Source organism: Enterococcus mundtii (assembly GCF_003957375.1).
Lineage (GTDB): Bacteria > Bacillota > Bacilli > Lactobacillales > Enterococcaceae > Enterococcus_B > Enterococcus_B spodopteracolus.
On record NZ_CP025473.1, the window covers coordinates 1,580,504 to 1,603,187 of the forward strand.

The window sequence follows — 22,684 nt, forward strand, 5'->3', positions numbered from 1 at the left end:
GAATCGACAGGTAGAAAATAAAAAATAGCTTTTTCTTTCTCACAACTTTTAACTTTATAATCTAGGAGAGATTGACTATTCACATACACTTATTTCTTTGAACAAATCATTGTCTTTTTTAGGGCAAAGTTATTACAATAGAATAAAGAGGTGTTAAAAAATGGATATTTCAATTATTGATGCAACAAAAACAAACAAAACTACTGGAATTATGTACGGAAACGAAGATGCACCAAAACAAATGATCGAATTTGTCAATCTTGCTTGTCCTTATTGTCGACAATGGTTTATCGAATCTTATGATATTTTAGAAGAGGCGGTTCACTCGGGAAGACTCTTACGAATCATCAAATTGTTCGACAAAGAAAAACCTAGTTTACAAAAAGGAAATGTAATGCATCATCATATCACTACGACGGATGGAAAAGTCGCATTAAAACAAATCAAAGCGATTTTCGATGCGCAAGATGAATGGAAACAACTTGATTTAGACGGCATCGCCGAATATGCAAGAGAAACACTTGGTTTAACTGAACAAGAAGACCAAGCAACTACTCAAGCAATCATCGATGAAGCAAATGCTGCTCACATCCAATTCGTCCCTACTGTAATCATCGATGAACATATCTTTGATGAATCGATCACACCAGAAGAATTGAGTGAATTGGTTAAATAAATCATCATTTGTTCATTCCCGATGTTCAAGATCAAAAATAGACCGAAAAAAGATTGTCTTTTTCGGTCTATTTTTGATCGTTGGAGTAAGAAAGTATTTTTACTTCAACGAAACTGTTGCGGTTTTTCTTGCAGGACTCGCTTGATATTCTTCTTGGCCAGTCTGTCCAGCTTCGAATGGTTTTTCGATTTCACGATTACGGATATCGATGACTGATCATTAATTCTTGTACTACAGCTTTTGTTGTTTTTCTTTCTTCAAGTAAACTTAGCACCTTCGCTTTGCATTCTTCTAGTTGATCCAAGAGATTTTTGTTCGCGGGAGACAACTCTTTTGTCTTACTATTTGATTCTAGCGAACATTGCTTGATCAAAAAATACTTGTTCCATTGATAAATTGAAATCTCTGGAAATTTCTACAGGATGTTGTTCTTTCAATCGTTCGACAATCGGTTCATTTCTGATTGAATGGACTTTATTGACTGATAACTGTGAATCTTTTGCTACTTCTTTTAAACTCGATCCTTTTATTGCGAATTTGCAAGATTTGCTTTTCACTCATCTGAAATTCGGTAGCTAATGCTGCTATCTCTCCATTTTTTGATAATACGGTATAAATATAGTCATTTCGTTACTTACGACCTTGTGAGCCTGTCAATTTCAACCGGTAGGCAATTTTTTTGCCCGATTATCTCTTGAACTGCCAGCTTTTTCTTGGTTATATAGAGGCGCTCTCTGCTGATTTGATACTTGTTCATGATGTCTTTCTCTAACTGACCTGATATTAATTCACGATAAATGGCTTGATCACGCTTTTCTTTTAGGTCTCTTGTAGGATATAGTTCATCTATTTTAGATCTATTACTTTTATGTGGTTCTTCCGTAATGCACTCTCCTCCTCACTATCACTAATTTACATTCGTTATAAATACCTAAACTTTAGATTCATGCTCATTTTTAAGAAAAGGAAAAAAGTGGTCTGACATCTATCCACTTGCTTCGATGAACCCTAAAAGCAAAAGACAAATTAGTCAAACCACAATATGTTTATATTTCGATTGAATGAACAATACATTCATTGTTCGTTAGGATGCTTGTTCCTTTAATTTTTCAGCAAATTCGTTGATTTTTCGAATCCGATGATTGATCCCTGATTTCGAGATCGCCCCGGATGGGATCATTTCTCCTAGTTCTTTTAAACTGACTTCAGGATGTTGCAAACGTAATTCAGCAATTTCTTGTAACTTTTCCGGAAGTGCTTGTAACCCCACTCGTGCTTCGATCAATTCAATATTCTCGATCTGCTTTGATGCTGCATCAATAGTTTTGTTCAGGTTAGCCGTCTCACAATTGACTAACCGGTTCACTGAATTTCTCATATCACGCACGATCCGCACATCTTCAAATCGCAACATCGAATTTGTTGCCCCAATCAGAGTCAAGAAATCTGCAATTTTTTCGGCCCCTTTTAAATAAGAGATAAAGCCATTACGTCTTTCTAGTGTACGCGCGTGTAAACCATAATAATTCAACATATTACAAATATCTTGGTTATGTTGTTCATAGATCGAATAAATCTCTAAGTGATAACGACTTGTTTCCGGGTTATTGACGGAACCCGACGCCATAAATGCGCCACGTAAATATGAACGCATCTTTTGTGCATTTCCCATGATCTCATCGGAAACATGCCCATTGAACATCATACCATCCATGATATCCAGATCCATCAATACATTTTTTGTTCCTTGTTTCAAGCGAACGATGTAGACATTATTCTTCTTTAATTTCATTTTCTTGCGTACGAGCAGTTCGCTTCGTACTTGGTAATGATCTTTTAAAAGTGAGTAGATCCGTCGAGCAATTGCGGCGTTTTCTGTCTGTACATTCAAGATGAATTGCTGGTTGACGATTCCAAGTGAGCCATTCATTCGTAATAACGCGGCTAATTCCGCTTTTGCATGTTCTCGATGGACTTCCAAACCAGTCAATTCCTTCTTGACTTCAGCTGCAAATGACACGTTATCCACCTCCTTTTCACAAAATTTTTCCTTTAATTACTTTGAGCCAAAGACGATGCGAAATAGTTCTTCGACCACCTTTTCACCATCATGGAAGACCCCGCCATTTTTCAACTCTAAAAAATCAGTCGAGATGACCCGACAATTTTCTTCTCTTAAGCCATTAAAATCATGTGCTACTTGGACAAGGTATTCATCGTAGATCTCCGGGTCCATGTAATCTTTTGGTACTTTTTCTGTATTGACTAAAACAGTATCGATAAAGGGTTGGTCTAAATGTTGATGCAGCACACGAATATGGTCTGCATCTGAAAAATGTTCTGTTTCCCCTTTTTGTGTCATGATATTACAAATGTACACGACCTCTGCTTTCGTTTGAAGCATGGCTTCACCAACTTCTGGTATGACTAAGTTAGGAAGAATACTCGTGAACAAGCTTCCCGGCCCTAAGACGACCATATCTGCTTCCATGATCGCAGAAACAACTTTGCGGCCTGCTTTGGCTTCACTGTCGTCTTCTGTATTACGCACGAATACCCGATCGATCGTTTTGCGGTCAAGAGCGATTTTAGATTCTCCGATCGCTGTCGTTCCATCTTTAAACACCGCATGTAAGGTCAACGGCGTTTCAGAAGAAGGATAAATGTGTCCATCCACGTGCATCATTCGAGACAATAGTTGCACTGCTTCATAAGTACTCCCTCTCATTTCAGCAACTGCCGCAATGATCAAGTTACCTATGGTATGATTGGCTAAAAATTGGTCTTCTTTTTTGAAACGGTACTGAAAGATATCTTCGTAAAATTGAGGCATATCAGATAGCGAGACTAACACATTTCTTAAATCACCTGGAGGAGCCATCGCAATCGACTGGCGAATCTCACCACTACTACCGCCATCATCAGCGACGGTCACGATTGCCGTGATATCGGCTCCTTGATTACGCAGACTTTTCAAAATAACAGGTAAGCCTGTACCGCCTCCGACTACAACGATTTTGGGTTTTCGAATTCGGTAAGTTTTCATTTTCATGAGCGGTTCACCGTCTCTTTGCGCTTATCTTTGTCACGATGAGTTACATTGACTTTATATGTTTCACTAAGCGCTTGAGATAACCTCTCTGTTAAAGCAACTGAACGGTGTTGTCCACCCGTACAGCCAATTGCTACAGTCAAACTGCTTTTTCCTTCTTTGATATATCCTGGCATGACTGTCTTTAATAAATCCAGGAATTTCAAATAAAATAATTCTGTTTCGTCAAAGGACATGACGTAATCATATACTGGTTTATCTTTTCCAGTCAATGGCCTTAAATCAGCGATATAATGAGGGTTCGGTAAAAAGCGAACATCCATCACAATATCTGAATCAATTGGTAATCCATATTTGAAACCAAACGAAACAAACTCGATGCGAAATCCTTGATCATCTTTTGTTTTAAATGTTTGATTGATTTTTTCACGTAGTTGTCGTGGAGTTAAAGTCGTTGTATCAATAATGACCGAAGCTTGTGCTTTGATGTCATTTAAAATCGCCCGTTCCTTACGAATACCTTCCGTAACTAGACCATCCATCGCCATCGGATGTGTTCTTCTGGTTTCTTTATAACGAGCAACCAACTCTTCATCAGAAGCATCTAAAAATAAGACAGAGGTATCGATGAAATTTGTATTTTCGATCTCGATCAACATACTTTGGATCTCTTCAAAGAAAGAGCGTGAACGTAGATCCACACCAAGTGCCATTTTTGTGACTTTCCCCGATTCCTTGATCAGTTCCCAGAATTTCGGGATCAGTGTTGGGGCATATTATCGATACAAAAGTACCCCATATCTTCAAAACTTTGAATCGCCACAGTTTTACCTGCACCGCTCATTCCTGTAATGATTACTAGTTCTAAATTATCAGCCATCCGTATGGCCTCCTCTCTCGTTCTCCTATAAAATTATATCATTCCGGGCGTATCATTACTAGTTTGAATTCGATTTCTTTTGATTTTATTCAAAGACAGTGAAGCAAAAACAAATGACTTAAAAATAAGCACGGAAAGTGAGGGGGACAGTAGTCCTCTTACACATTCTAAAACCGAATAAACAGCGGGAACAAAAGTATCTTCTTCGGAACTAAGACGCCATCCACAAAAATTTGAAGAACAATTTTCGTGGATGGCGTCTTAGTTCTCGAGGGGAAACACTTCTGTTTCCAACTCTTTTTGCACTAATTTATAGGAGCTGAACCCCTGCGGATCAAACTCAGCCCACAACTATTATGACACTCAAAACGTATCTTACTTTCGAGCAGATAGTGCCATCTCGATTGTTCGATCAGCTAATATCGACTGCGCATCGATCACAGGATAAGGATTATCGGAGGCAACTTCTTGCATCAAAGACAATTCTGTACAGCCTAAGATGATCTTTTCACACGACAAGCGTTGAACGACTTCTTCTAGAATCTCAAAATAAAGTTCTTTGTTCAATCGATCCGCTTCTTTGATTTCATGATAAATCAAGTAGTTCACTTTTTCTTGTAGTCCTTGATCAGGAATCACCACGTCAAAACCTAATGCTTTGATCTCTTTTTCGTAAACACCGGCAAGAATACTTCCTTGAGTTGCTAAAACAGCTACTTTACCCGTTGTTTTTTGACGGACAAGCTCTTTTGCCGCTTCTCGTGGCATATGCAAAATCGGAATCGTTGTCTCTGCTTGTAAATCATCAAAAAAGTAATGAGCTGTATTACAAGTCAAAACAATGAAATTCGGTTGTAGTAAATTTTGCTTTTTGACATCCTCTACTAAATAAGGGACAGGATTTTCTTTTGTTTGATCCAAAATGTAGGCCGTTCGATCAGGAACTGTCGCATGATTGAACAATACATAGTTCAAATAATCCTGATCTTTGGCGGCTTTGACACGATGATTGATCAAACGGACAAAGCTTTCCGTTGCCATCGTTCCCATCCCACCTAAGATGCTGAAAAAATTCTCCATGAACTAGCCTTCTTTCGAATGAAAGTATTTTTTAAATCTTGGAATATAGTTTCGGAACATATAAGTCATCAATACCCAGCGTTTAAGTGAATGATCTTTCTCATAAAACACAGTCGTTCCATAGCGTTTTTCTTTGATCAACTTCAAGGCACGTTGTTTTTGTTCGTTCTCTTTGGCATAAGTCAAAAAGACTTTTTTAGGCACGCCAAGCCATAACTTCGCTTGATCTGATTGGTTCGTTCCATAGGTCGTTTCCACGAATGGCACACCAAAGACACGGTCTTCTGTTAGAAAACGTGCTAAATTTAGGCCATTAAGCGTAACAAAGAAACTACTTCTTCCTTGACGAAGATTAATCTCAAATAATTTATATTCCCCATCTCGTGGGTCATATTTCATGTCGAAGTTGGCAAAACCAGTGTACTCGATTTTTTCTAGGAATGCTTTGATCGTTTGGTAGATCTTCTCATTATAGTCAGGCATGATCACCACATAGTTTCCGATAGACGCCGGTGTCGGGTCTTCAAGTAATGGATGTCCTAAACACATCATTCTTACTTGATGCTGGTCATCAACGTAGGCATTCAAGACACGCATATTGCTGTCATCCCCAGGAATAAAATCTTGTGCGATCATTTCGCTCGTATAACCCGCTTCATAGATCCGACCTAACATCAAATCAAATTCCTCACGATTATCAATAATGAACGCTTTTTTTCGTCCCTCAAATTGGACAGATAAATATTCCACACTATTTGCCGGTTTTAATGCTACAGGAAAATTGAAAGGTAATTCTTGTTCTAAGCGGCCATTGTTCAACATTTCTTTTCGAATGATCAATGTTTTGGGATAAGGTAGCTGATATTCTTCACATATCTCATAAAAACTCACTTTATTCACTAATCGTTCGAAAAGTGAATAATCGATATAAGGACATATAAAAGTTTCAGACAGCTCCTCTTTATGCTGAGAAATCAACTCGGCATATCCATCGCCACAAGCTATCAGTAAATATTTTTTATTTTTATCCGTATATTTTTCTTTTGCTAAACGTCTCATCGTCTCTATAAAAACCGGATCTTGATCAAATCCTGGAATCACTTCAACGTTTACGATTTTGCTATAGCGGGTAGGCGCTAATTGATTCGACGCATAGGATTGACAAACTGTGCCATATGCCTCGTGAAATGAACGGGCCATACCATAAACGTTCATATCGCTACCTAATAAAATAGGGATAAATTCATTTTTTTCATTACTGTTCATCATTATCTCTCACTAACTTAATAATCTCTTGTTTTTTATATTACAATTACACAAGGAATATCATACCATAAAGAAAAAAGCAATCAAAGGAATCTCCTCCGATTGCTCAATTCTTTTTTGAACGGATTGAACTTATAGGAAGTTTTTATCTATACCAATAAGTGTAGAAAGAACTACCATATAAAATATTCTAGATTACTCATTAAAAGAAAACAATACATATTGTATTCTTTTAATATTTTTTTAACTATCATCATCACTTTTATTATTTTTCCATGATTTTTTTCAAATAATGTCCTGTATAGCTTTCTTTGACTTTCACTAATTCCTCTGGTGTACCAGTCGCTAGGATCGTACCGCCACCTTCGCCACCTTCAGGTCCTAGATCGATCAAATGATCCGCCGTTTTGATGACGTCTAAATTGTGTTCAATGACTAACACAGTATTCCCTGCATCAACCAATCGTTGCAAAACATGCAATAATCGAGCAATGTCATCAGTGTGAAGCCCTGTAGTCGGCTCATCTAAAATATAGAAATTCTTCCCATTAGAAATTTTGTGCAGTTCACTCGCAAGTTTCATTCGTTGTGCCTCTCCGCCGGACAATGTCGTTGCTGGTTGTCCCATCGTGACATACCCTAAACCAACATCAACGATCGTTTGTAGTTTGCGATGGATCTTAGGGATCGGTTGGAAAAACTCAACCGCATCTTCAACCGTCATCTCTAAGATATCCGCAATACTTTTTCCTTTATAATGAACTTCTAGTGTCTCTGAGTTATAACGTTTCCCATGACAGACTTCGCATGGGACATACACATCTGGTAAGAAATGCATTTCGATCTTGATGATCCCATCCCCGCGGCAAGCTTCACAGCGTCCACCTTTCACGTTGAAACTAAAACGACCTTTTTTGTAGCCACGCATCTTCGCTTCATTAGTTTGAGCAAACAGATCACGGATATCATCAAAGACACTCGTATAAGTCGCCGGATTACTTCTTGGTGTCCGACCGATCGGACTTTGATCGATATCAATGATTTTTTCGATTCCTTCATAACCAGTTATCGTTTTGAACTTTCCTGGTTTGGCTGAATTACGATTGATTTTTTGTGCTAATGCCTTCTTCAAGATACTGTTCACAAGCGTACTTTTCCCTGAACCAGAGACTCCAGTGACTGCCACGAACTCACCCAAAGGAAACTCGACGGACACGTTTTTCAAGTTGTTTTCTGTCGCACCCGTGATCTTGATCACTTTACCGGTACCTTTTCGTCTTGTTTCAGGAACAGGGATCGATTTTTTACCAGACAGATATTGTCCAGTCAATGAATGTTTATCCTTAGCAACTTGATCTGGCGTTCCGGCAGAAACGATCTCGCCACCTTGATGTCCCGCACCAGGCCCAACATCGATCAAATAATCAGCTGCACGCATTGTATCTTCATCATGTTCCACAACCACTAAGGTATTGCCAAGATCACGCATTTTCTTCAATGAACCGATCAAGCGATCGTTGTCCCGTTGATGCAAGCCAATGGAAGGTTCATCTAAGATATAAAGAACTCCCGATAGATTTGAACCAATTTGTGTGGCTAAACGAATCCGTTGCGCTTCTCCACCTGATAAAGTGCCCGAAGCACGACTAAGTGTCAAATAATCAAGACCTACATTTTCTAAGAATGACAAACGGTCATTGACTTCTTTTAGAATCGGACGAGCGATGACTTTTTCTTGCTCTGATAAAGTTAGATGTTTAAAAAATTCAACGGCATGTTGGATCGACAACTCATTCGTTTGACCAATATTCGTACCATTGATCTGTACGGATAAAGCTTGTGGATTCAATCGATAACCGTCACAAGTCTTACATGTCAATTCTGTCATGTAAAGACGCATTTGTTCTCTCGTAAAATCGCTGTTCGTATCATGGTAGCGACGTTTGATATTGGTCATCACCCCTTCAAATGACGTTTCAACATCTCTCACTCCGCCAAAATCATTTTCGTAGTGGAAATGGAAGGGCTCTGAGGTACCATTCAACACGATTTCTTGATGTTCAATAGGTAAGTCTTCGAATGGTGTATCCATATCGATCCCATAACTTTCGCAAGCTTGAGCCAACATTTGTGGATAATATTGCGAACTGATGGGATTCCAAGGGATGATTGCTCCTTCGTTCAATGTTTTTGTTTTATCTGGGATCACTAGATCGATATCGACTTCTAATTTGACACCCAAACCATCACAATCCGGACATGCTCCAAATGGTGCATTGAAAGAAAATAAGCGCGGTTCTAATTCTCCCACTGTAAACCCACAGTAAGGACACGCATAATGTTCGCTAAAGAGCATTTCTTCTTCTCCGATCACATCGATCAGTACATAGCCATCCGCTAAACGAAGAGCTGCTTCGATAGAATCGAATAAACGAGAGCGGACGCCTTCTTTGACCACGATTCGGTCAATCACGATCGCGATATCGTGTTTTTTATTTTTCTCTAATTCAGGTACTTCACTAACGTCATAGGTTTCTCCGTCTACACGAACACGAACATACCCTTCTTTTTGGACACGTTCAAATATTTTTTTGTGTTGTCCTTTTTTCTTTACAATGATTGGTGCTAAAATTTGGATCTTCGTCCGATCAGGAAGTTCTAATACTTTGTCCACCATTTGTTCGACGGATTGACTGGTGATCTCAATATGGTCATTTGGACAGATTGGATGACCGACCCGAGCAAATAATAGACGTAAATAATCGTTGATCTCTGTCACTGTTCCTACGGTAGAACGAGGGTTTTTACTGGTTGTTTTTTGATCGATCGAGATTGCTGGGCTAAGTCCATCAATACTATCAACATCCGGTTTATCCATTTGTCCCAAAAATTGACGGGCATACGCAGATAAACTTTCGACATATCGGCGTTGTCCCTCTGCGTATAATGTGTCAAAAGCAAGTGAACTTTTCCCTGAACCGGATAATCCGGTGACGACCACGAATTTATCACGTGGGATCGTCACATCAATATTCTTCAAATTGTGTGCTCTTGCGCCATGAATAATAATTTTATCGTTAGCCATGTTTACCCCCTACTCAGATGCTTTTAATTCAAGAATCATATCACGCACATTAGCTGCGGTCTCGAAATCCAATGCTTTCGCTGCATCTTTCATTTCTTTTTCTAGTTTCATCAATAGTGTTGCTTTCTCTTCTCTTGTCATCTCTTCATAAGAAACTTGTACCGTTTCTTTTGCATCATCTTCTGATTCTTTCGTAATCGAGATCAAGTCTCGGATTTCTTTGATGATCGTTTTCGGAACGATGCCATGTTCCTCATTGTATTGTTGCTGGATACTACGACGTCTTGACGTTTCGTCCATGGCCAAACGCATAGAATCAGTGACTCTGTCCGCATACATGATCACTTTACCTTCTGAGTTACGTGCCGCACGTCCGATGGTTTGGACTAATGAACGTTCACTTCGTAAGAACCCTTCTTTATCGGCATCTAAAATAGCAACTAACGATACTTCAGGGACATCTAATCCTTCACGTAGTAAGTTGATACCAACTAATACATCGAACTCACCTAAACGAAGGTCACGAATGATCTCTGTTCGTTCTAATGTTTTGATATCACTATGCAAGTATTTCACTTTGATCCCTAACTCTTTGAAGTAATCGGTCAAGTCTTCTGACATCTTTTTCGTCAACGTGGTCACGAATACCCGTTGATCTTTTTCGACCCGTTCATTGATTTCACCTACTAGATCATCGATTTGACCCATGATCGGTCGTACTTCGATGACTGGGTCTAATAATCCTGTAGGTCGAATGATTTGTTGGACCACTGTGTCTGTTTGTTCGTACTCATAAGGTCCAGGAGTTGCAGAAACATAAACGATCTGGTTGACATGTTTCTCAAATTCTTCTAGACGCAAGGGACGGTTATCTAGTGCTGATGGCAAGCGAAAACCATAATCGACGAGCATTTGTTTTCTCGCACGGTCTCCGTTATACATTCCACGAATCTGTGGCATCGTCACATGAGATTCATCAATGACCATCAGCGCATCCTCAGGGAAGAAATCTAATAACGTATACGGCGGTTCGCCTTCTTTACGACCATCCATGTGACGTGAATAGTTTTCGATCCCAGAAGTATAGCCCATCTCTAACATCATCTCGATGTCATAGTTCGTCCGTTGTTCTAAGCGTTGCGCCTCTAGTAATTTGTTCTCATTACGTAACACAGTCAAGCGTTGTTCCAGTTCTGCTTTGATATTTGCGACCGCATGTTCCATATGATCGTCATCGGTCACAAAGTGAGTGGCTGGGAAAATAGCGACGTGCTCTGTTTCGCCTAATACTTCACCTGTCAACGCATTCACTTCACGGATTCTTTCGACTTCATCGCCAAAAAATTCAACGCGTAATGCTCGCTCATCACGTGAAGCTGGAAAGATCTCCACGACATCACCACGCACTCGAAAACGACCGCGCTGAAAATCAATATCGTTTCGCTCAAATTGGATGCTGACTAGATCTCGAATCAATTGATTACGGTCTATCTCCGCACCTTGTCTGATCGACACGACTTGTTTTTGATATTCGAATGGTGAACCTAATCCGAAAATACAAGAAACCGAAGCAATCACAATCACGTCATTTCGTTCTAACAATGAACTCGTGGCGGAATGACGCAATTTATCGATTTCATCGTTGACACTTGAATCTTTTTCAATGTACGTATCACTTGAAGGTACATAGGCTTCTGGTTGATAATAATCATAGTAAGAAACAAAATATTCGACCGCATTATTCGGAAAGAACTCTTTGAATTCCCCATATAATTGGCCAGCTAGTGTCTTATTATGTGCAATGATCAAAGTTGGTTTATTTACTTTTTCGATCAAATTAGATATCGTATAGGTTTTCCCTGTTCCAGTCGCACCTAATAAAATCTGCGCTTTTTTACCCTCATTTACACCTTCGACCAACTGCTTGATTGCTTCTGGTTGATCGCCGGCTGGTTGGTATTTTGACACCAACTCAAAATGACGGGAGGTATCTCTTTCAATCATTGTTCGTCCTCCTTTTCGTTCATTCCTTCTCTCATTTCATCAAAAAAAGAAAAGGAAAGCAAAGGCATTCCTTGTTCTCCTATTATATCACGGCGAACATACTTTCGCCAATTGAAAGTTTCAGATCTTATAGGTCATCTCTTTCTTTTATCACATGTAACATTTTATTACACGGCATGTAATAAACCGTTACTTTTTTAAATTATTTTTTCTTGGAATCTTGTGTTAGGAATATCTTTTCGCCTATAATAGTTAAATATTGGAAATTATCGAAATTTATATAGGAGGTTATTTATGAAAAAAAGAAACATGTTACAGACATTCCTTTTCATAATGACAGGACTTGTTACATTCGCTCTGCACACGCCTGTGCAAGCTGATGAGACGCAATCGACTACAGCAACTAGCGAGACGATGCAAAAAATAAAACCTAAAAAAGACGTTTATGTGATTGCAAGTGATTCGGCCTTCGCTCCATTCGAGTATCAAAATGCGGATGGCGAATATGTGGGGATCGATGTCAGCTTAATGGAAGCTATCTCAGAAATGCATGGTTTCAATATCCGCATGGACTTCCGTGGTTTCTCTGCTGCGTTACAAGCATTGGAATCTGGACAAGCAGATGGAATGATCGCGGGGATGACGATTACAGATGAACGTAAAAAAACGTTTGATTTTTCAGACCCTTATTTCCAAAGTGGTATCCAAATCGCAGTCAAAAAAGGCAATACTTCGATCAAATCTTATGAAGACTTAGATGGAAAAACAGTCGGGGCGAAAGTCGGTACCGAAAGTGCAGATTTCTTGGTCGCTAACCAAGAAAAATACGGCTACGAAATCAAATATTTCGATGCTGCAGATCAGCTATATGATAGTTTGAGAGTCGGAGCAATTGACGCAATGATGGATGACTATCCAGTAATCGGTTATGCGATCAAAAATGGTCAGGAATTAGAAACGCCGATCGAACGAGAAACTGGCGGCTCTTATGGTTTCGCAGTGAAAAAAGGAGAAAATCCTGAATTATTACAAATGTTCAACGAAGGATTAAAAGAATTAAAACGAACAGGTCAATATGACGAGATCATCAATCAATACATCTCTACAGACGAAAGTGCAGCAGCACCAGCTGTTGATGAATCGACATTGACCGGCTTGATCCAAAACAATTACAAAGCGTTATTGAAAGGCTTATGGCAAACGATCCTATTAACCTTGATTTCATTTGCACTAGCTTTAGTTATCGGCGTGATCTTCGGTCTTTTCAGTGTTGCACCGATCCGCGCCTTACGAACAATTGCAAGCATCTATGTAGATATCATTCGCGGAATCCCGATGATGGTACTTGCTTTCTTCATCTTTTTCGGTCTACCAAATATCATCGGCTTTACGATTCCTGACTTTATTGCAGGGATCATCACATTGACCTTGAACGCGAGTGCCTATATTGCCGAAATCGTACGCGGCGGGATCAATGCTGTTCCTACAGGACAAATGGAAGCTTCACGAAGTTTAGGTCTGTCTTATAACCGTACGATGCAAAAAATCATTTTACCACAAGCATTTAAAATCATGATCCCATCGTTTGTCAACCAATTCGTGATTTCATTGAAAGATACGACGATCATTTCAGCGATTGGTGTGGTCGAGTTGCTACAAACAGGACGAATCATCGTTGCTCGGACCACTCAAAGTACGTATGTTTACTTGATCATCGCAGTAATGTACTTGATCTTGATCACTGCATTGACAAAATTTGCGAAAGTTTTAGAAAAGAAGGTGAAATAAGATGACAGAAAAAATCTTAGTCGAACATCTTGTAAAAAAATATGGAGATAACACTGTCTTGAACGACATCAACGTGTCGATCAATGAAGGCGATGTTGTTTGTGTGATCGGACCTTCTGGTTCAGGTAAAAGTACTTTTTTACGTTGTTTGAACCGTTTAGAAGATCCAACATCCGGTGATATCATCATTGATGGTGCTCATTTGATGGATAAAAACACAGATATCAACTTAGTAAGACAACATATTGGCATGGTATTCCAGCATTTCAATCTTTTCCCACATCTTTCTGTGTTGGAAAACATCGTTTTAGCACCGATGGATCTAAAGAAACTCTCTCGTGAGGAAGCAGAGAAAAAAGCAATCAAATTGTTAGAAACAGTTGGCTTAGAAGACAAAAAAGATATGTACCCAGATAACTTATCTGGTGGACAAAAACAACGGGTTGCTATCGCTCGTGCATTAGCTATGAATCCCGATATCATGCTCTTTGATGAACCTACTTCAGCCTTGGACCCAGAAATGGTCGGCGATGTATTAAATGTCATGAAAAAATTAGCGAAACAAGGAATGACTATGGTCATCGTGACACATGAAATGGGCTTTGCTAAAGAAGTCGCTAACCGTGTCATGTTTATTGATGGCGGCAACTTCCTTGAAGATGGCACACCACAACAAATCTTTGAAAATCCGCAAAATGAGCGAACGAAAGATTTCTTGGATAAAGTATTAGATATCTGATCGACTAAAGAAAGTCCCTAAGAACGTCTGGAAAACCAAGCGTCCTTAGGGGCTTTTTATTATTGATTTTTAACGAATGTTACATGATCCACCGATACCCATCCTTGCGCTTTCGCATCAACATAAATGCCAATCTCACTCGTGCCGGAAGTAACCGGGATATCTTTGATCGTTAGCTTCATCCACTCTCCACTTTTAGTGATCGAAGCCTTCAGCTCTTTCCCACCATGATTTTTGACATACATTTGGCTAGTGGTCAAATCGCCACCTGCCATGGTATAAGCAGTTAATGTGTAGGTTCCCTTACTTAACCCATTAACCGTTTGATATATCGACATTTGATACGCTTGATCATCCCAAAAGGTTGCTTTATACGTTCCGGAAAACCCACCAGTTTCAGTTTTCAATGTATCGATTGCTGCACCATTGCCTCGCCACACCGACCAATTGGTCGGTGCATTCGTGAAACCGTCATTTTCAAAACTAGGATTTTTCAGAAGATTTTGCTGTCTACCTGCTTCTTGAAACGCCTTTAAGCTGGGAAGTGCTTGCCCATTGAAATCAAACATCGCTTGGTTGTCCCACTCATTTCCTGTTTGAGATTGTACGCCCAGATAGTTCATTCCAGCAGCTGTTGCCCAAGAAACATTGCCGTTATACCATAAAGGTTCCCAGTAGAAAAATCCGTTCCCTTTCTCATTTGGCACGGTTTGGATACGGGTCACCAAATCATTCAAATATTCTTTTTGCCCTGCTGGTGTTGCCGAATATCCTCCTGCAATTTCCTGTTCAGGTCCAAAAGCATTGGGCATACTATCCGCATTGGCAGTTGTGTGTCCATACGCAGTTTCTACTACATTGACTTCTTTATCATATCTGGCACTGATCGTGTTCATTGTCGTTTGCAAGGCATTCATTGAGCCATGCCAATAAGGATAATAGGACAGGCCGATCAAATCGTAATCTACCCCACGTTTTGTCATCTCATCAAACCACCAAGTAAATACATCTGTATCTCCACCATCAGCTAAATGTAGCATGATGGGTGTGTCGACTGGTTGCGTTTCTTTTACTCCTCGAATCCCAGACTTCAAGAAAGTGGCTAATCGATCAAACTCGCCACCACCTTCCCCCATGATTTCCCATGAGGCCAAAGCATGCCACTGTTCAATTCATTGCCTATCTGGACCATATCAGGATATACGCCATTGTTTTTCATTTCTGTCAATACACTTTTCGTATAACCGTATAAGGCTGCAACAAGTTGCTCAAAGCTATAGTTTTCCCATGCTTTCGGTAGGTTTTGTTTGCCAGGGTCCACCCAGAAATCACTATAATGAAAATCAAGTAATACTTTCAATCCTAGGTTTTTCGCACGTTTGGCCAAAGCAATCGTTGTTTTCAAATCATTCGTGCCTGCACCATATGAATTTCCTTGATCATCATAAGGATTTTGCCATAATCGCAAACGAACATAGTTGACGCCATTGTTCTTTAGAATCTGTAATGCATCTTTTTTCACACCATTTTCGTAATATCCTGCACCAGATTTTTCCATATCTGCTAATATCGAGATATCTGCTCCTCGTATCAATTCCTTTGCCTCCACTTGCTTTGTGCCTAATACTACACTGACTAATGAAACAAATAATCCGACAAACAACACTCGCCAACCTTTTACTTTGTTCATTTAACGACCTCTCCTTTGATTTAAAATTGATCTAAAACAAATCGAACAGCTTTCTCAGGATCTCTTGTCAAACCAATGTATTCTGCACCTTTTGTCGCAACCAATTTAATCCCTAAACGATCTGTGTCTTCTTTGATATCCTCATAGTAAGATTGGACTTGCGGCGCCAAGACGATCATATCAAAGTCTTCCATCATCTCGTAATGAGAACCATAAGCACCTGCTAAAGCACTGATTGGTGCATCAAATTCTTTTGCTCCTTCTTTTAAGGCATTTGCAAGCATAGCACTTGTACCTGCACCCGCACATAAAACTAATACATTGATTTCTTTTCCTGAATCGACCAAAGAACTCGCTTCTGTTGCCAATACTCCATTCCCCGGAATCGTCACAGTCACTTTTGTTTCGCTTTCTTGCATTGCTACTTGTTCTGCTTGTCGTGCTTCTTGTTCAACTAGCGTCGCATCATACGCTTTACAAAATGGGAAATAAATTGCAAAATCCACGAGAATCAAGACTGCGGCTAAGACAAACGCCAGAATCCCCATACCGGTTCCCAAGACTAATCCAATCGGCGCTGGCGTTGCCCAAGGTAAGACATACATGAAACTATTCATTCCAAAAACATCAACAAAAAACTTGAACAAGCAAACGTTTACAATCGGCGTCAATAAAAACGGAACAAAGAAATACGGATTCAAAATCATCGGTGCCGCAAACAATAGTGGCTCATTCACTGCAAAACTGACTGGAATAACTGAAGCTTTACCAACGGCTTTTAACTGTTTTGATTTTGCAAACAGCAAAAAGATAAACGGAACGACTAAAGTCGCACCTGTTCCACCCATCGTTCCGACAAAATTTCCTAAACCAACAGTCAATACATGTGAAGCTTGTTCCCCAGAATTAAACAGTTGTAAATTGGTTTCGACATTCGCATAAATGATCGCTGCAATCGCTGGTTCAACAATCGATGGGCCATGCACACCAACAAACCAGAAAAATGCCATAGCACCCCAGATCACGGCTATCCCCAAATAGCCATCTGCTGCTGTAAATAATGGTTGTAATAAAGTGATGATGGCTTCTGCAAAAGAGATACCAAAAAGACTACGTGCAGCTAAGTCGACCAAGACGGCGGCAAAGACTGAAAATGAAAATGGAAAAATATCGCGGAACGTTTGAGAAATTGTTCCTGGTACTTCTTTTGGCATCTTGATCGTAATATCTTTTCGTACACAAAACTTATAAATGTTTACAGTAATAAATGCAGCGATGAACGAAGCAAGTAATCCTTTCGTCCCCATATATTCCGTTGAAAAACCACCTTCAATCGGTGAGACACTCAGCAATAAGAAACTAACTAAAGAAGCAAGCATCACTGATGTGGTATTGATGATTTTATTTTTCGGCATTCTCCGATTCATCGATTCGGCTAAACAACGGGCAGTAGTTGTAGAAACTAATATGCTCACGACACCCATCGAATAATTGTAGATTTTCCATAACCAGGTCGACACTCCTTCTGCCCATTGAAAACCAAAAATCTCAGGAACTGCCGCAATCAAAATAAAGATACTTGAAAATAAAATTGCAGGCATAGCCGTCAAGAATCCATCTCTGACCGCACCTAAATATATATTACGTGAGATTTTTTCAAAGATCGGTTTGCCTTTTTCAATTTGCTTGATGATCCCATTCATGCTTTTCACTCCTAGTGATTATTTGTTTTTATATAACTCAATGAAATCTTGGATCAAATCTCTTAGCAATAAAGTAGTCATCAAGTGATCTTGTCCATGGATAAAAATAAATCCCATGTCCATATCTTTTCCTGAAGCTTCTTCTGCTAAGATCTTTGTTTGTGAATTATGGGCTAATGTCAAATTCTCATCTGCATCCTTCAAAGCTTCTTCCACACGATCAAATTTCCCTTGACGTACCTCTCTTAATAATGTGAGTAACGTACTACGTGCATCCCCTGAATAAGCCACAATCTCAAAACCTAACATTTGCAATTCTTCTTTATTCATCTTCCATTCCTCCTACTTAAATGATTGTTTTTGTTTCACTGACGAATTTGTACCAATAGGCGGACTCTTTAGGGTAACGTTTTTGTGTTTCGAAATCGACATAGAAGAGCCCGTATCGTTTATTGTAACCATTTGACCAAGAGAACAAATCCATTAACGACCATAGAAAATAGCCTTTCACGGTAACTCCTGCAGATATAGCTTGGCTCAATGATTCTAAATAAACTTTCAAATATTCGATCCGTGGTTGGTCCATGATCACACCATCATCGAACTGATCTTTGAATCCCATCCCATTTTCAGTGATGTAGATTTTATTGTAGTGGGGATAATCTTCCTTGATACGTAACAATAGATCATATAACCCTTCTGGATAGATCAACCAGTCCCAATCCGTTCTAGGGATTCCTTCTTTATAGATCCGTTCCCCAATTCCTTTTACTTTATAAACAGAAGTTCCTTTATCCCCCGTCCCATTATGATGGATCACATTCTCTCCATGATACGCTTTGACAAAGTGGCATTGATAATGATTGATCCCTAAGTAATCATTACGGTGTGAGGCACGCTTCATTTCGACCAGATCCTCTTCAGGAAACTCATAACTTGCGCCGTTCGCTTCACAAATCTCAGCAAGCGCTGACAATGTTTCATCAGAGTAATATCCTAAGTAAGTGGCATCTAATAGAAAACGGATCGATAACGCATCATCTAAGAATGCTGCATGTTGATCTTCCAAAGCATCCGATGCAGGATATTTCGTCTCTAAAGAATGAACCACACCAATTTCACCGACATATCCTTGTCTTTGAACAAGTTCACCACCCTTGCGTGCGCATACATCATGTTATGCAAACAAGCAATGATTTTTGTGAAATCATAGGTGATTCCTGGTGGGAAAATCCCTAATAAATATTGATTCGTTGCCACTGGATAAATCTCGTTGAAGGTACTCCAGTAACGTACTTCTTTAAATTCATCAAAGCAAAATTTTGCATATGCAACAAACGCTTCTATATTGTCTCTATTTAAAAAATCACCCTGATCAAATAAAACTTTTGGGGTATCAAAATGATGGAGCGTCACAAAAGGAAGTACGCCATGTTTCTCACAAGCTGCAAAGACTTTATGGTAAAATGCCACACCCTCTTCATTCACTTTTCCAGTTCCATCAGGAAAAATACGACTCCACGCAATGGATAAACGTAACCCATTCACACCAAACTTCTCACATAATTCAATATCTCTTTCATATTGATGATAGAAATCACTTGCCGGATCAGGACTGAATCTTCCTTGTTTCTCTAAAAACTCGTCCCAAGCAACTTCACCTTTTCCGCCTTCTTTTGTTGCACCTTCTACTTGGTATGCCGCTGTTGCTCCGCCAAAAATAAAATCTTCTGGTAATTTCAACATCTCTTCCCCTACCTTCTTGTCTACTAATTTATATAACAACACGAATTGTAATCGCATTCAAAACATTTGTCAACAAAAACAAACAAATTCAATCAATAAATTGTATTTATTTGAAATAAAAGTGGTAATTGTTTGTTTATTTTGATTATTTTTGTTTGCATATGTTTGTTTATGTTGACCTCTATTCTATTCTATGGTAGATTATTTGTGAATTGGGAGTGATTAGATGTTAAAAAGAGAGCGCTTACTAACAATTAGTGAGATGGTCAATAAAAAAGGGATTTTAACGGTCAGTGAGATCATCGAACAATTGAATGTCTCTGATATGACCGTTCGTCGAGATTTGGATGAGTTAGAAAAATCAGGAAAATTATTGCGTATCCATGGCGGGGCCCAAAGTCTCACCTATACCCTCGACCAAGAATTATCACATACAGAAAAATCAGTCATGCAAATCAAAGAAAAGCAACAGATTGCAGCAACTGCTGCACAGTTGATCAATGAAGGCGATACAGTCTTTTTGGGCCCAGGAACGACGATCGAGTTATTAGCTTCTCACTTGATCCACAGAAAACTGCGGATCATTACGAATAATTACGCGGTTTTTGAAGTGTTAGCCCAAGCAGAAGTTCCCGAAATTTTGTTGATCGGTGGCGATTTTCGAAAAAACACCGGTGCATTTGTCGGCCCTATCACCAACGATAACCTCAGAAAACTGAAGTTCACCAAATCTTTTATCAGCGCTAACGGTGTGCATAATGAAGCAATCTCAACCTATAGTACTGAAGAAGGTGAAGCCCAACAAATTGCACTGAACCATTCGAAAAATAAATACTTATTAGTGGACCACCAAAAATTTAATCGCGATGACTTTTATATCTTTTATCAATTACATGATTTTGATTTATTGATTACTGATCCACACATCAAATCACATGTGAAAGATCATTATTCGCAATATGTCCAAATAAAATTAGCGGAATCGCTAGAAAATGAACTTTAGGAGTGAACGTATGAAAGGAATTATTTTTGATTTTAACGGGACGATGTTCCAAGACTCCCATTTACATGAAGCGGCTTGGGTTCAAATGATCCATCATTATTCTAAAAAAGAGCTCTCTTATGAAGACATTGTTAAAAATATCCATGGACGTACCAATAGTGAGATATTGAATTATTTTATCTCACCTACTTTATCCAAGGAAGAAGTCGAGAAACTATCAAACGAGAAAGAAGCATATTATCGCAAACTTTGCTTAGAAAAACCAGATGATTTAGTGCTTACGCAGGGATTGATCGGTACTTTGGATATATTGAAAGAGGAGAATATCCCGATCACGATCGCTACAGCGACAGTCAAAGCTAACGTTGAATTTTATTTCGAGATTTTCGATTTAGCACGATGGTTTGAATTTGATCAAGTCGTTTACGATGATAATACTTTTCCAGGTAAACCACAACCTGATATCTTTATCAAAGCTGCCCAAAAATTGGCACTTAAACCAAAAGATTGCTTGGTCATTGAAGATGCTTATTCTGGACTTTTAGCAGCCAAACGTGCAAATATCGGTACGATCATCGCCATTGATCCATTTAAAAAAAATCGCCAGTTATTCTCCAATCAAGAACTAAGAAAAGATGGTGTGATAGAAAATTTTGATGATTTCTATCTCAATTTCTTCTCCACTGCAACTTCATCAAAAAAAAGATAGACGTATGATCGTCTATCTTTTTTGTATTTATTTACGTTTTTTTCCGCCAAACGCATCTTTTACTTTATCAAAAAAACCATCTTCTTGTTGCTCTTGAACATGCATGCCACCTGCTTTAGCAAACGCACGTAAAGCTTCACGCTGTTCCTCATTGAGGTTTTTAGGAGTAATCAATTTCACACGTACATGTTGATCCCCTGTTGAACCACCACGTAAACGCGGCGCTCCTTTGCCACGTAAACGGAAGTTCGTTCCCGTTTGCGTACCAGCAGGGATTTTCAATTTGACATCCCCATGAACAGTTGGCACTTGTACTTCATCGCCTAGCGCTGCTTGCACGAAGCTTAATGGTAACTCATAATAGATCTCTGAGCCATCACGATCGAAGATATCACTTTCTTCTACTCGGAAGACTACATATAGATCTCCGAAAGGACCACCATTCTCACCTGCTTCACCTTGTCCCGCTAATCGCATTTGTTGTCCTTCTTCCACACCGGCTGGTACATTCACTTTGACCGTATGTGCTTTCTTCTCATGACCAGAGCCATGACAAGTTGGACATGGTTCTTTGATTTCTTTCCCAGTTCCCCGACACACATCACAAGTTTGGCGACTCATCACACGACCAAGTGGTGTTTGACGTTCCACATTGATCGTTCCAGAACCATGACATTTATGACAAGTCGTCGGTTGTGTTCCTGGTTTTGCACCATTTCCGCTACACGTGTGACAAATTTCTTCACGATTGTATTTGATTTCTTTTTCTACCCCAAAGATTGCTTCTTCGAAGGATAAATTGACCGTATATTGTAGATCTGATCCTTGACGAGGGGCATTTGGATCAACAGATCTTCCACCACCGCCAAAAAACGAATCAAAAATATCTTCAAACCCACCAAAGCCAGCTCCACCACCAGAGAAGCCGCCAAAGCCACCAAAGCCGCCGCCACCTGCGCCATAATTAGGATCAGTTCCAGCATGTCCGTATTGATCGTAAGCCGCACGTTTTTGTGGATCACTTAAAATCTCATAAGCCTCGGAAACTTCTTTGAATTTTTCATCAGCATCAGGCTCTTTATTGATATCTGGATGGTATTTTTTTGATAACTTTCGATAAGCTTTTTTTATTTCGTCTTCTGAAGCTCCTTTTGACAGCCCCAAGACTTCATAATAATCACGTTTTGTTGCCATAGGCTTTCCTCCTATTGGTTCTCTTCATTTCCACGTCGTTTGTTATCATATCACACTTTGATCGAAACA

15 protein-coding genes and 3 pseudogenes are annotated in these 22,684 nt (G+C 39.4%); 5 read left to right on the forward strand and 13 right to left on the reverse strand.

The genetic code is table 11. The features are described 5' to 3' along the window. The first annotated feature begins 160 nt into the window (after positions 1–160). Positions 161–676, forward strand: a complete 516-nt coding sequence (locus CYK55_RS07775) for a DsbA family protein (protein ID WP_034689597.1) — start codon at positions 161–163, stop codon at positions 674–676. Between the two features lie 341 nt (positions 677–1,017). On the opposite strand, the gene CYK55_RS07780 is transcribed toward CYK55_RS07775, so the two are convergent. The 8 genes and pseudogenes from CYK55_RS07780 to uvrB all read right to left on the reverse strand — a co-directional run bounded on the left by CYK55_RS07780 (position 1,018) and on the right by uvrB (position 12,043). Beyond that, positions 1,018–1,233 carry a hypothetical protein gene (locus tag CYK55_RS07780; protein WP_126134147.1) on the reverse strand — a complete coding sequence of 72 codons (216 nt, stop codon included), beginning with the start codon at positions 1,231–1,233 and terminating at the stop codon, positions 1,018–1,020. Positions 1,234–1,760: 527 nt separating this feature from the next. Beyond that, positions 1,761–2,696, reverse strand: a complete 936-nt coding sequence (gene whiA / locus CYK55_RS07785) for a DNA-binding protein WhiA (protein ID WP_034689600.1) — start codon at positions 2,694–2,696, stop codon at positions 1,761–1,763. A gap of 36 nt (positions 2,697–2,732) precedes the next feature. Then, positions 2,733–3,728, reverse strand: coding sequence for a gluconeogenesis factor YvcK family protein (locus CYK55_RS07790; RefSeq protein WP_034689601.1), 996 nt, complete (start codon positions 3,726–3,728; stop codon positions 2,733–2,735). After that, positions 3,725–4,608, reverse strand: a pseudogene (gene rapZ / locus CYK55_RS07795) (RNase adapter RapZ). Before rapZ ends, CYK55_RS07790 begins: the two are co-directional and overlap by 4 nt. Before the next feature lie 375 nt (positions 4,609–4,983). Then, on the reverse strand, positions 4,984–5,688 hold the full coding sequence (locus CYK55_RS07800) for an amino acid racemase (RefSeq protein WP_034689602.1): 705 nt from the start codon (positions 5,686–5,688) through the stop codon (positions 4,984–4,986). Positions 5,689–5,691: 3 nt separating this feature from the next. Then, complete coding sequence (locus tag CYK55_RS07805; RefSeq protein WP_126134148.1) at positions 5,692–6,957, reverse strand: D-aspartate ligase; 1,266 nt, start codon at positions 6,955–6,957, stop codon at positions 5,692–5,694. 262 nt (positions 6,958–7,219) lie between these two features. Beyond that, positions 7,220–10,039, reverse strand: coding sequence for an excinuclease ABC subunit UvrA (gene uvrA / locus CYK55_RS07810; protein ID WP_126134149.1), 2,820 nt, complete (start codon positions 10,037–10,039; stop codon positions 7,220–7,222). Positions 10,040–10,048: 9 nt separating this feature from the next. Continuing rightward, positions 10,049–12,043, reverse strand: coding sequence for an excinuclease ABC subunit UvrB (gene uvrB / locus CYK55_RS07815; RefSeq protein ID WP_126134150.1), 1,995 nt, complete (start codon positions 12,041–12,043; stop codon positions 10,049–10,051). Positions 12,044–12,337: 294 nt separating this feature from the next. Between uvrB and CYK55_RS07820 the strand changes: the two genes are divergently transcribed. Continuing rightward, positions 12,338–13,831, forward strand: coding sequence for an amino acid ABC transporter substrate-binding protein/permease (locus tag CYK55_RS07820; protein ID WP_080693175.1), 1,494 nt, complete (start codon positions 12,338–12,340; stop codon positions 13,829–13,831). Position 13,832: 1 nt separating this feature from the next. Then, entirely contained in the window at positions 13,833–14,570 is a 738-nt protein-coding gene (locus CYK55_RS07825) for an amino acid ABC transporter ATP-binding protein (RefSeq protein ID WP_019723724.1), read from the forward strand. Positions 14,571–14,629: 59 nt separating this feature from the next. On the opposite strand, the pseudogene CYK55_RS07830 reads toward CYK55_RS07825, so the two are convergent. The 4 genes and pseudogenes from CYK55_RS07830 to lacG all read right to left on the reverse strand — a co-directional run bounded on the left by CYK55_RS07830 (position 14,630) and on the right by lacG (position 19,709). Next, positions 14,630–16,260: pseudogene (locus CYK55_RS07830) on the reverse strand (glycosyl hydrolase 53 family protein). Between the two features lie 20 nt (positions 16,261–16,280). Further along, positions 16,281–17,963 carry a PTS lactose transporter subunit IIBC gene (locus CYK55_RS07835; RefSeq protein WP_126134151.1) on the reverse strand — a complete coding sequence of 561 codons (1,683 nt, stop codon included), beginning with the start codon at positions 17,961–17,963 and terminating at the stop codon, positions 16,281–16,283. Positions 17,964–17,981: 18 nt separating this feature from the next. Beyond that, positions 17,982–18,293: a PTS lactose/cellobiose transporter subunit IIA gene (locus CYK55_RS07840; protein ID WP_010735223.1), complete on the reverse strand. Its 312-nt coding sequence runs from the start codon at positions 18,291–18,293 to the stop codon at positions 17,982–17,984. Positions 18,294–18,309: 16 nt separating this feature from the next. Beyond that, positions 18,310–19,709 (reverse strand): annotated as a pseudogene (gene lacG / locus CYK55_RS07845) (6-phospho-beta-galactosidase). Between the two features lie 226 nt (positions 19,710–19,935). On the opposite strand from lacG, the gene CYK55_RS07850 reads away from it, so the two are divergent. Next, positions 19,936–20,712 carry a DeoR/GlpR family DNA-binding transcription regulator gene (locus CYK55_RS07850; RefSeq protein ID WP_023519826.1) on the forward strand — a complete coding sequence of 259 codons (777 nt, stop codon included), beginning with the start codon at positions 19,936–19,938 and terminating at the stop codon, positions 20,710–20,712. Positions 20,713–20,722: 10 nt separating this feature from the next. After that, a complete protein-coding gene (locus tag CYK55_RS07855; protein ID WP_034689612.1) occupies positions 20,723–21,421 on the forward strand; it encodes an HAD family hydrolase in 699 nt (232 codons plus the stop codon). Positions 21,422–21,448: 27 nt separating this feature from the next. Here CYK55_RS07855 and dnaJ read toward each other — a convergent pair whose 3' ends face one another. Then, the gene (dnaJ, locus tag CYK55_RS07860) at positions 21,449–22,615 is read right to left on the reverse strand and encodes a molecular chaperone DnaJ (RefSeq protein ID WP_010735219.1); all 1,167 of its coding nucleotides are present in this window, start codon (positions 22,613–22,615) and stop codon (positions 21,449–21,451) included. Positions 22,616–22,684: the final 69 nt, after the last annotated feature.

Excerpts from the sequence above, each read along its gene's own strand:
- CYK55_RS07790 (WP_034689601.1), bottom strand. The coding sequence starts at position 3,728 with ATGAAAATGAAAACTTACCGAATTCGAAAACCCAAAATCGTTGTAGTC.
- dnaJ (WP_010735219.1), bottom strand. The coding sequence starts at position 22,615 with ATGGCAACAAAACGTGATTATTATGAAGTCTTGGGGCTGTCAAAAGGA.
- uvrB (WP_126134150.1), bottom strand. The coding sequence starts at position 12,043 with ATGATTGAAAGAGATACCTCCCGTCATTTTGAGTTGGTGTCAAAATAC.
- CYK55_RS07775 (WP_034689597.1), top strand. The coding sequence starts at position 161 with ATGGATATTTCAATTATTGATGCAACAAAAACAAACAAAACTACTGGA.
- CYK55_RS07840 (WP_010735223.1), bottom strand. The coding sequence starts at position 18,293 with ATGAATAAAGAAGAATTGCAAATGTTAGGTTTTGAGATTGTGGCTTAT.
- CYK55_RS07805 (WP_126134148.1), bottom strand. The coding sequence starts at position 6,957 with ATGATGAACAGTAATGAAAAAAATGAATTTATCCCTATTTTATTAGGT.
- CYK55_RS07855 (WP_034689612.1), top strand. The coding sequence starts at position 20,723 with ATGAAAGGAATTATTTTTGATTTTAACGGGACGATGTTCCAAGACTCC.
- uvrA (WP_126134149.1), bottom strand. The coding sequence starts at position 10,039 with ATGGCTAACGATAAAATTATTATTCATGGCGCAAGAGCACACAATTTG.
- CYK55_RS07800 (WP_034689602.1), bottom strand. The coding sequence starts at position 5,688 with ATGGAGAATTTTTTCAGCATCTTAGGTGGGATGGGAACGATGGCAACG.
- CYK55_RS07820 (WP_080693175.1), top strand. The coding sequence starts at position 12,338 with ATGAAAAAAAGAAACATGTTACAGACATTCCTTTTCATAATGACAGGA.
- CYK55_RS07850 (WP_023519826.1), top strand. The coding sequence starts at position 19,936 with ATGTTAAAAAGAGAGCGCTTACTAACAATTAGTGAGATGGTCAATAAA.
- CYK55_RS07835 (WP_126134151.1), bottom strand. The coding sequence starts at position 17,963 with ATGAATGGGATCATCAAGCAAATTGAAAAAGGCAAACCGATCTTTGAA.
- CYK55_RS07825 (WP_019723724.1), top strand. The coding sequence starts at position 13,833 with ATGACAGAAAAAATCTTAGTCGAACATCTTGTAAAAAAATATGGAGAT.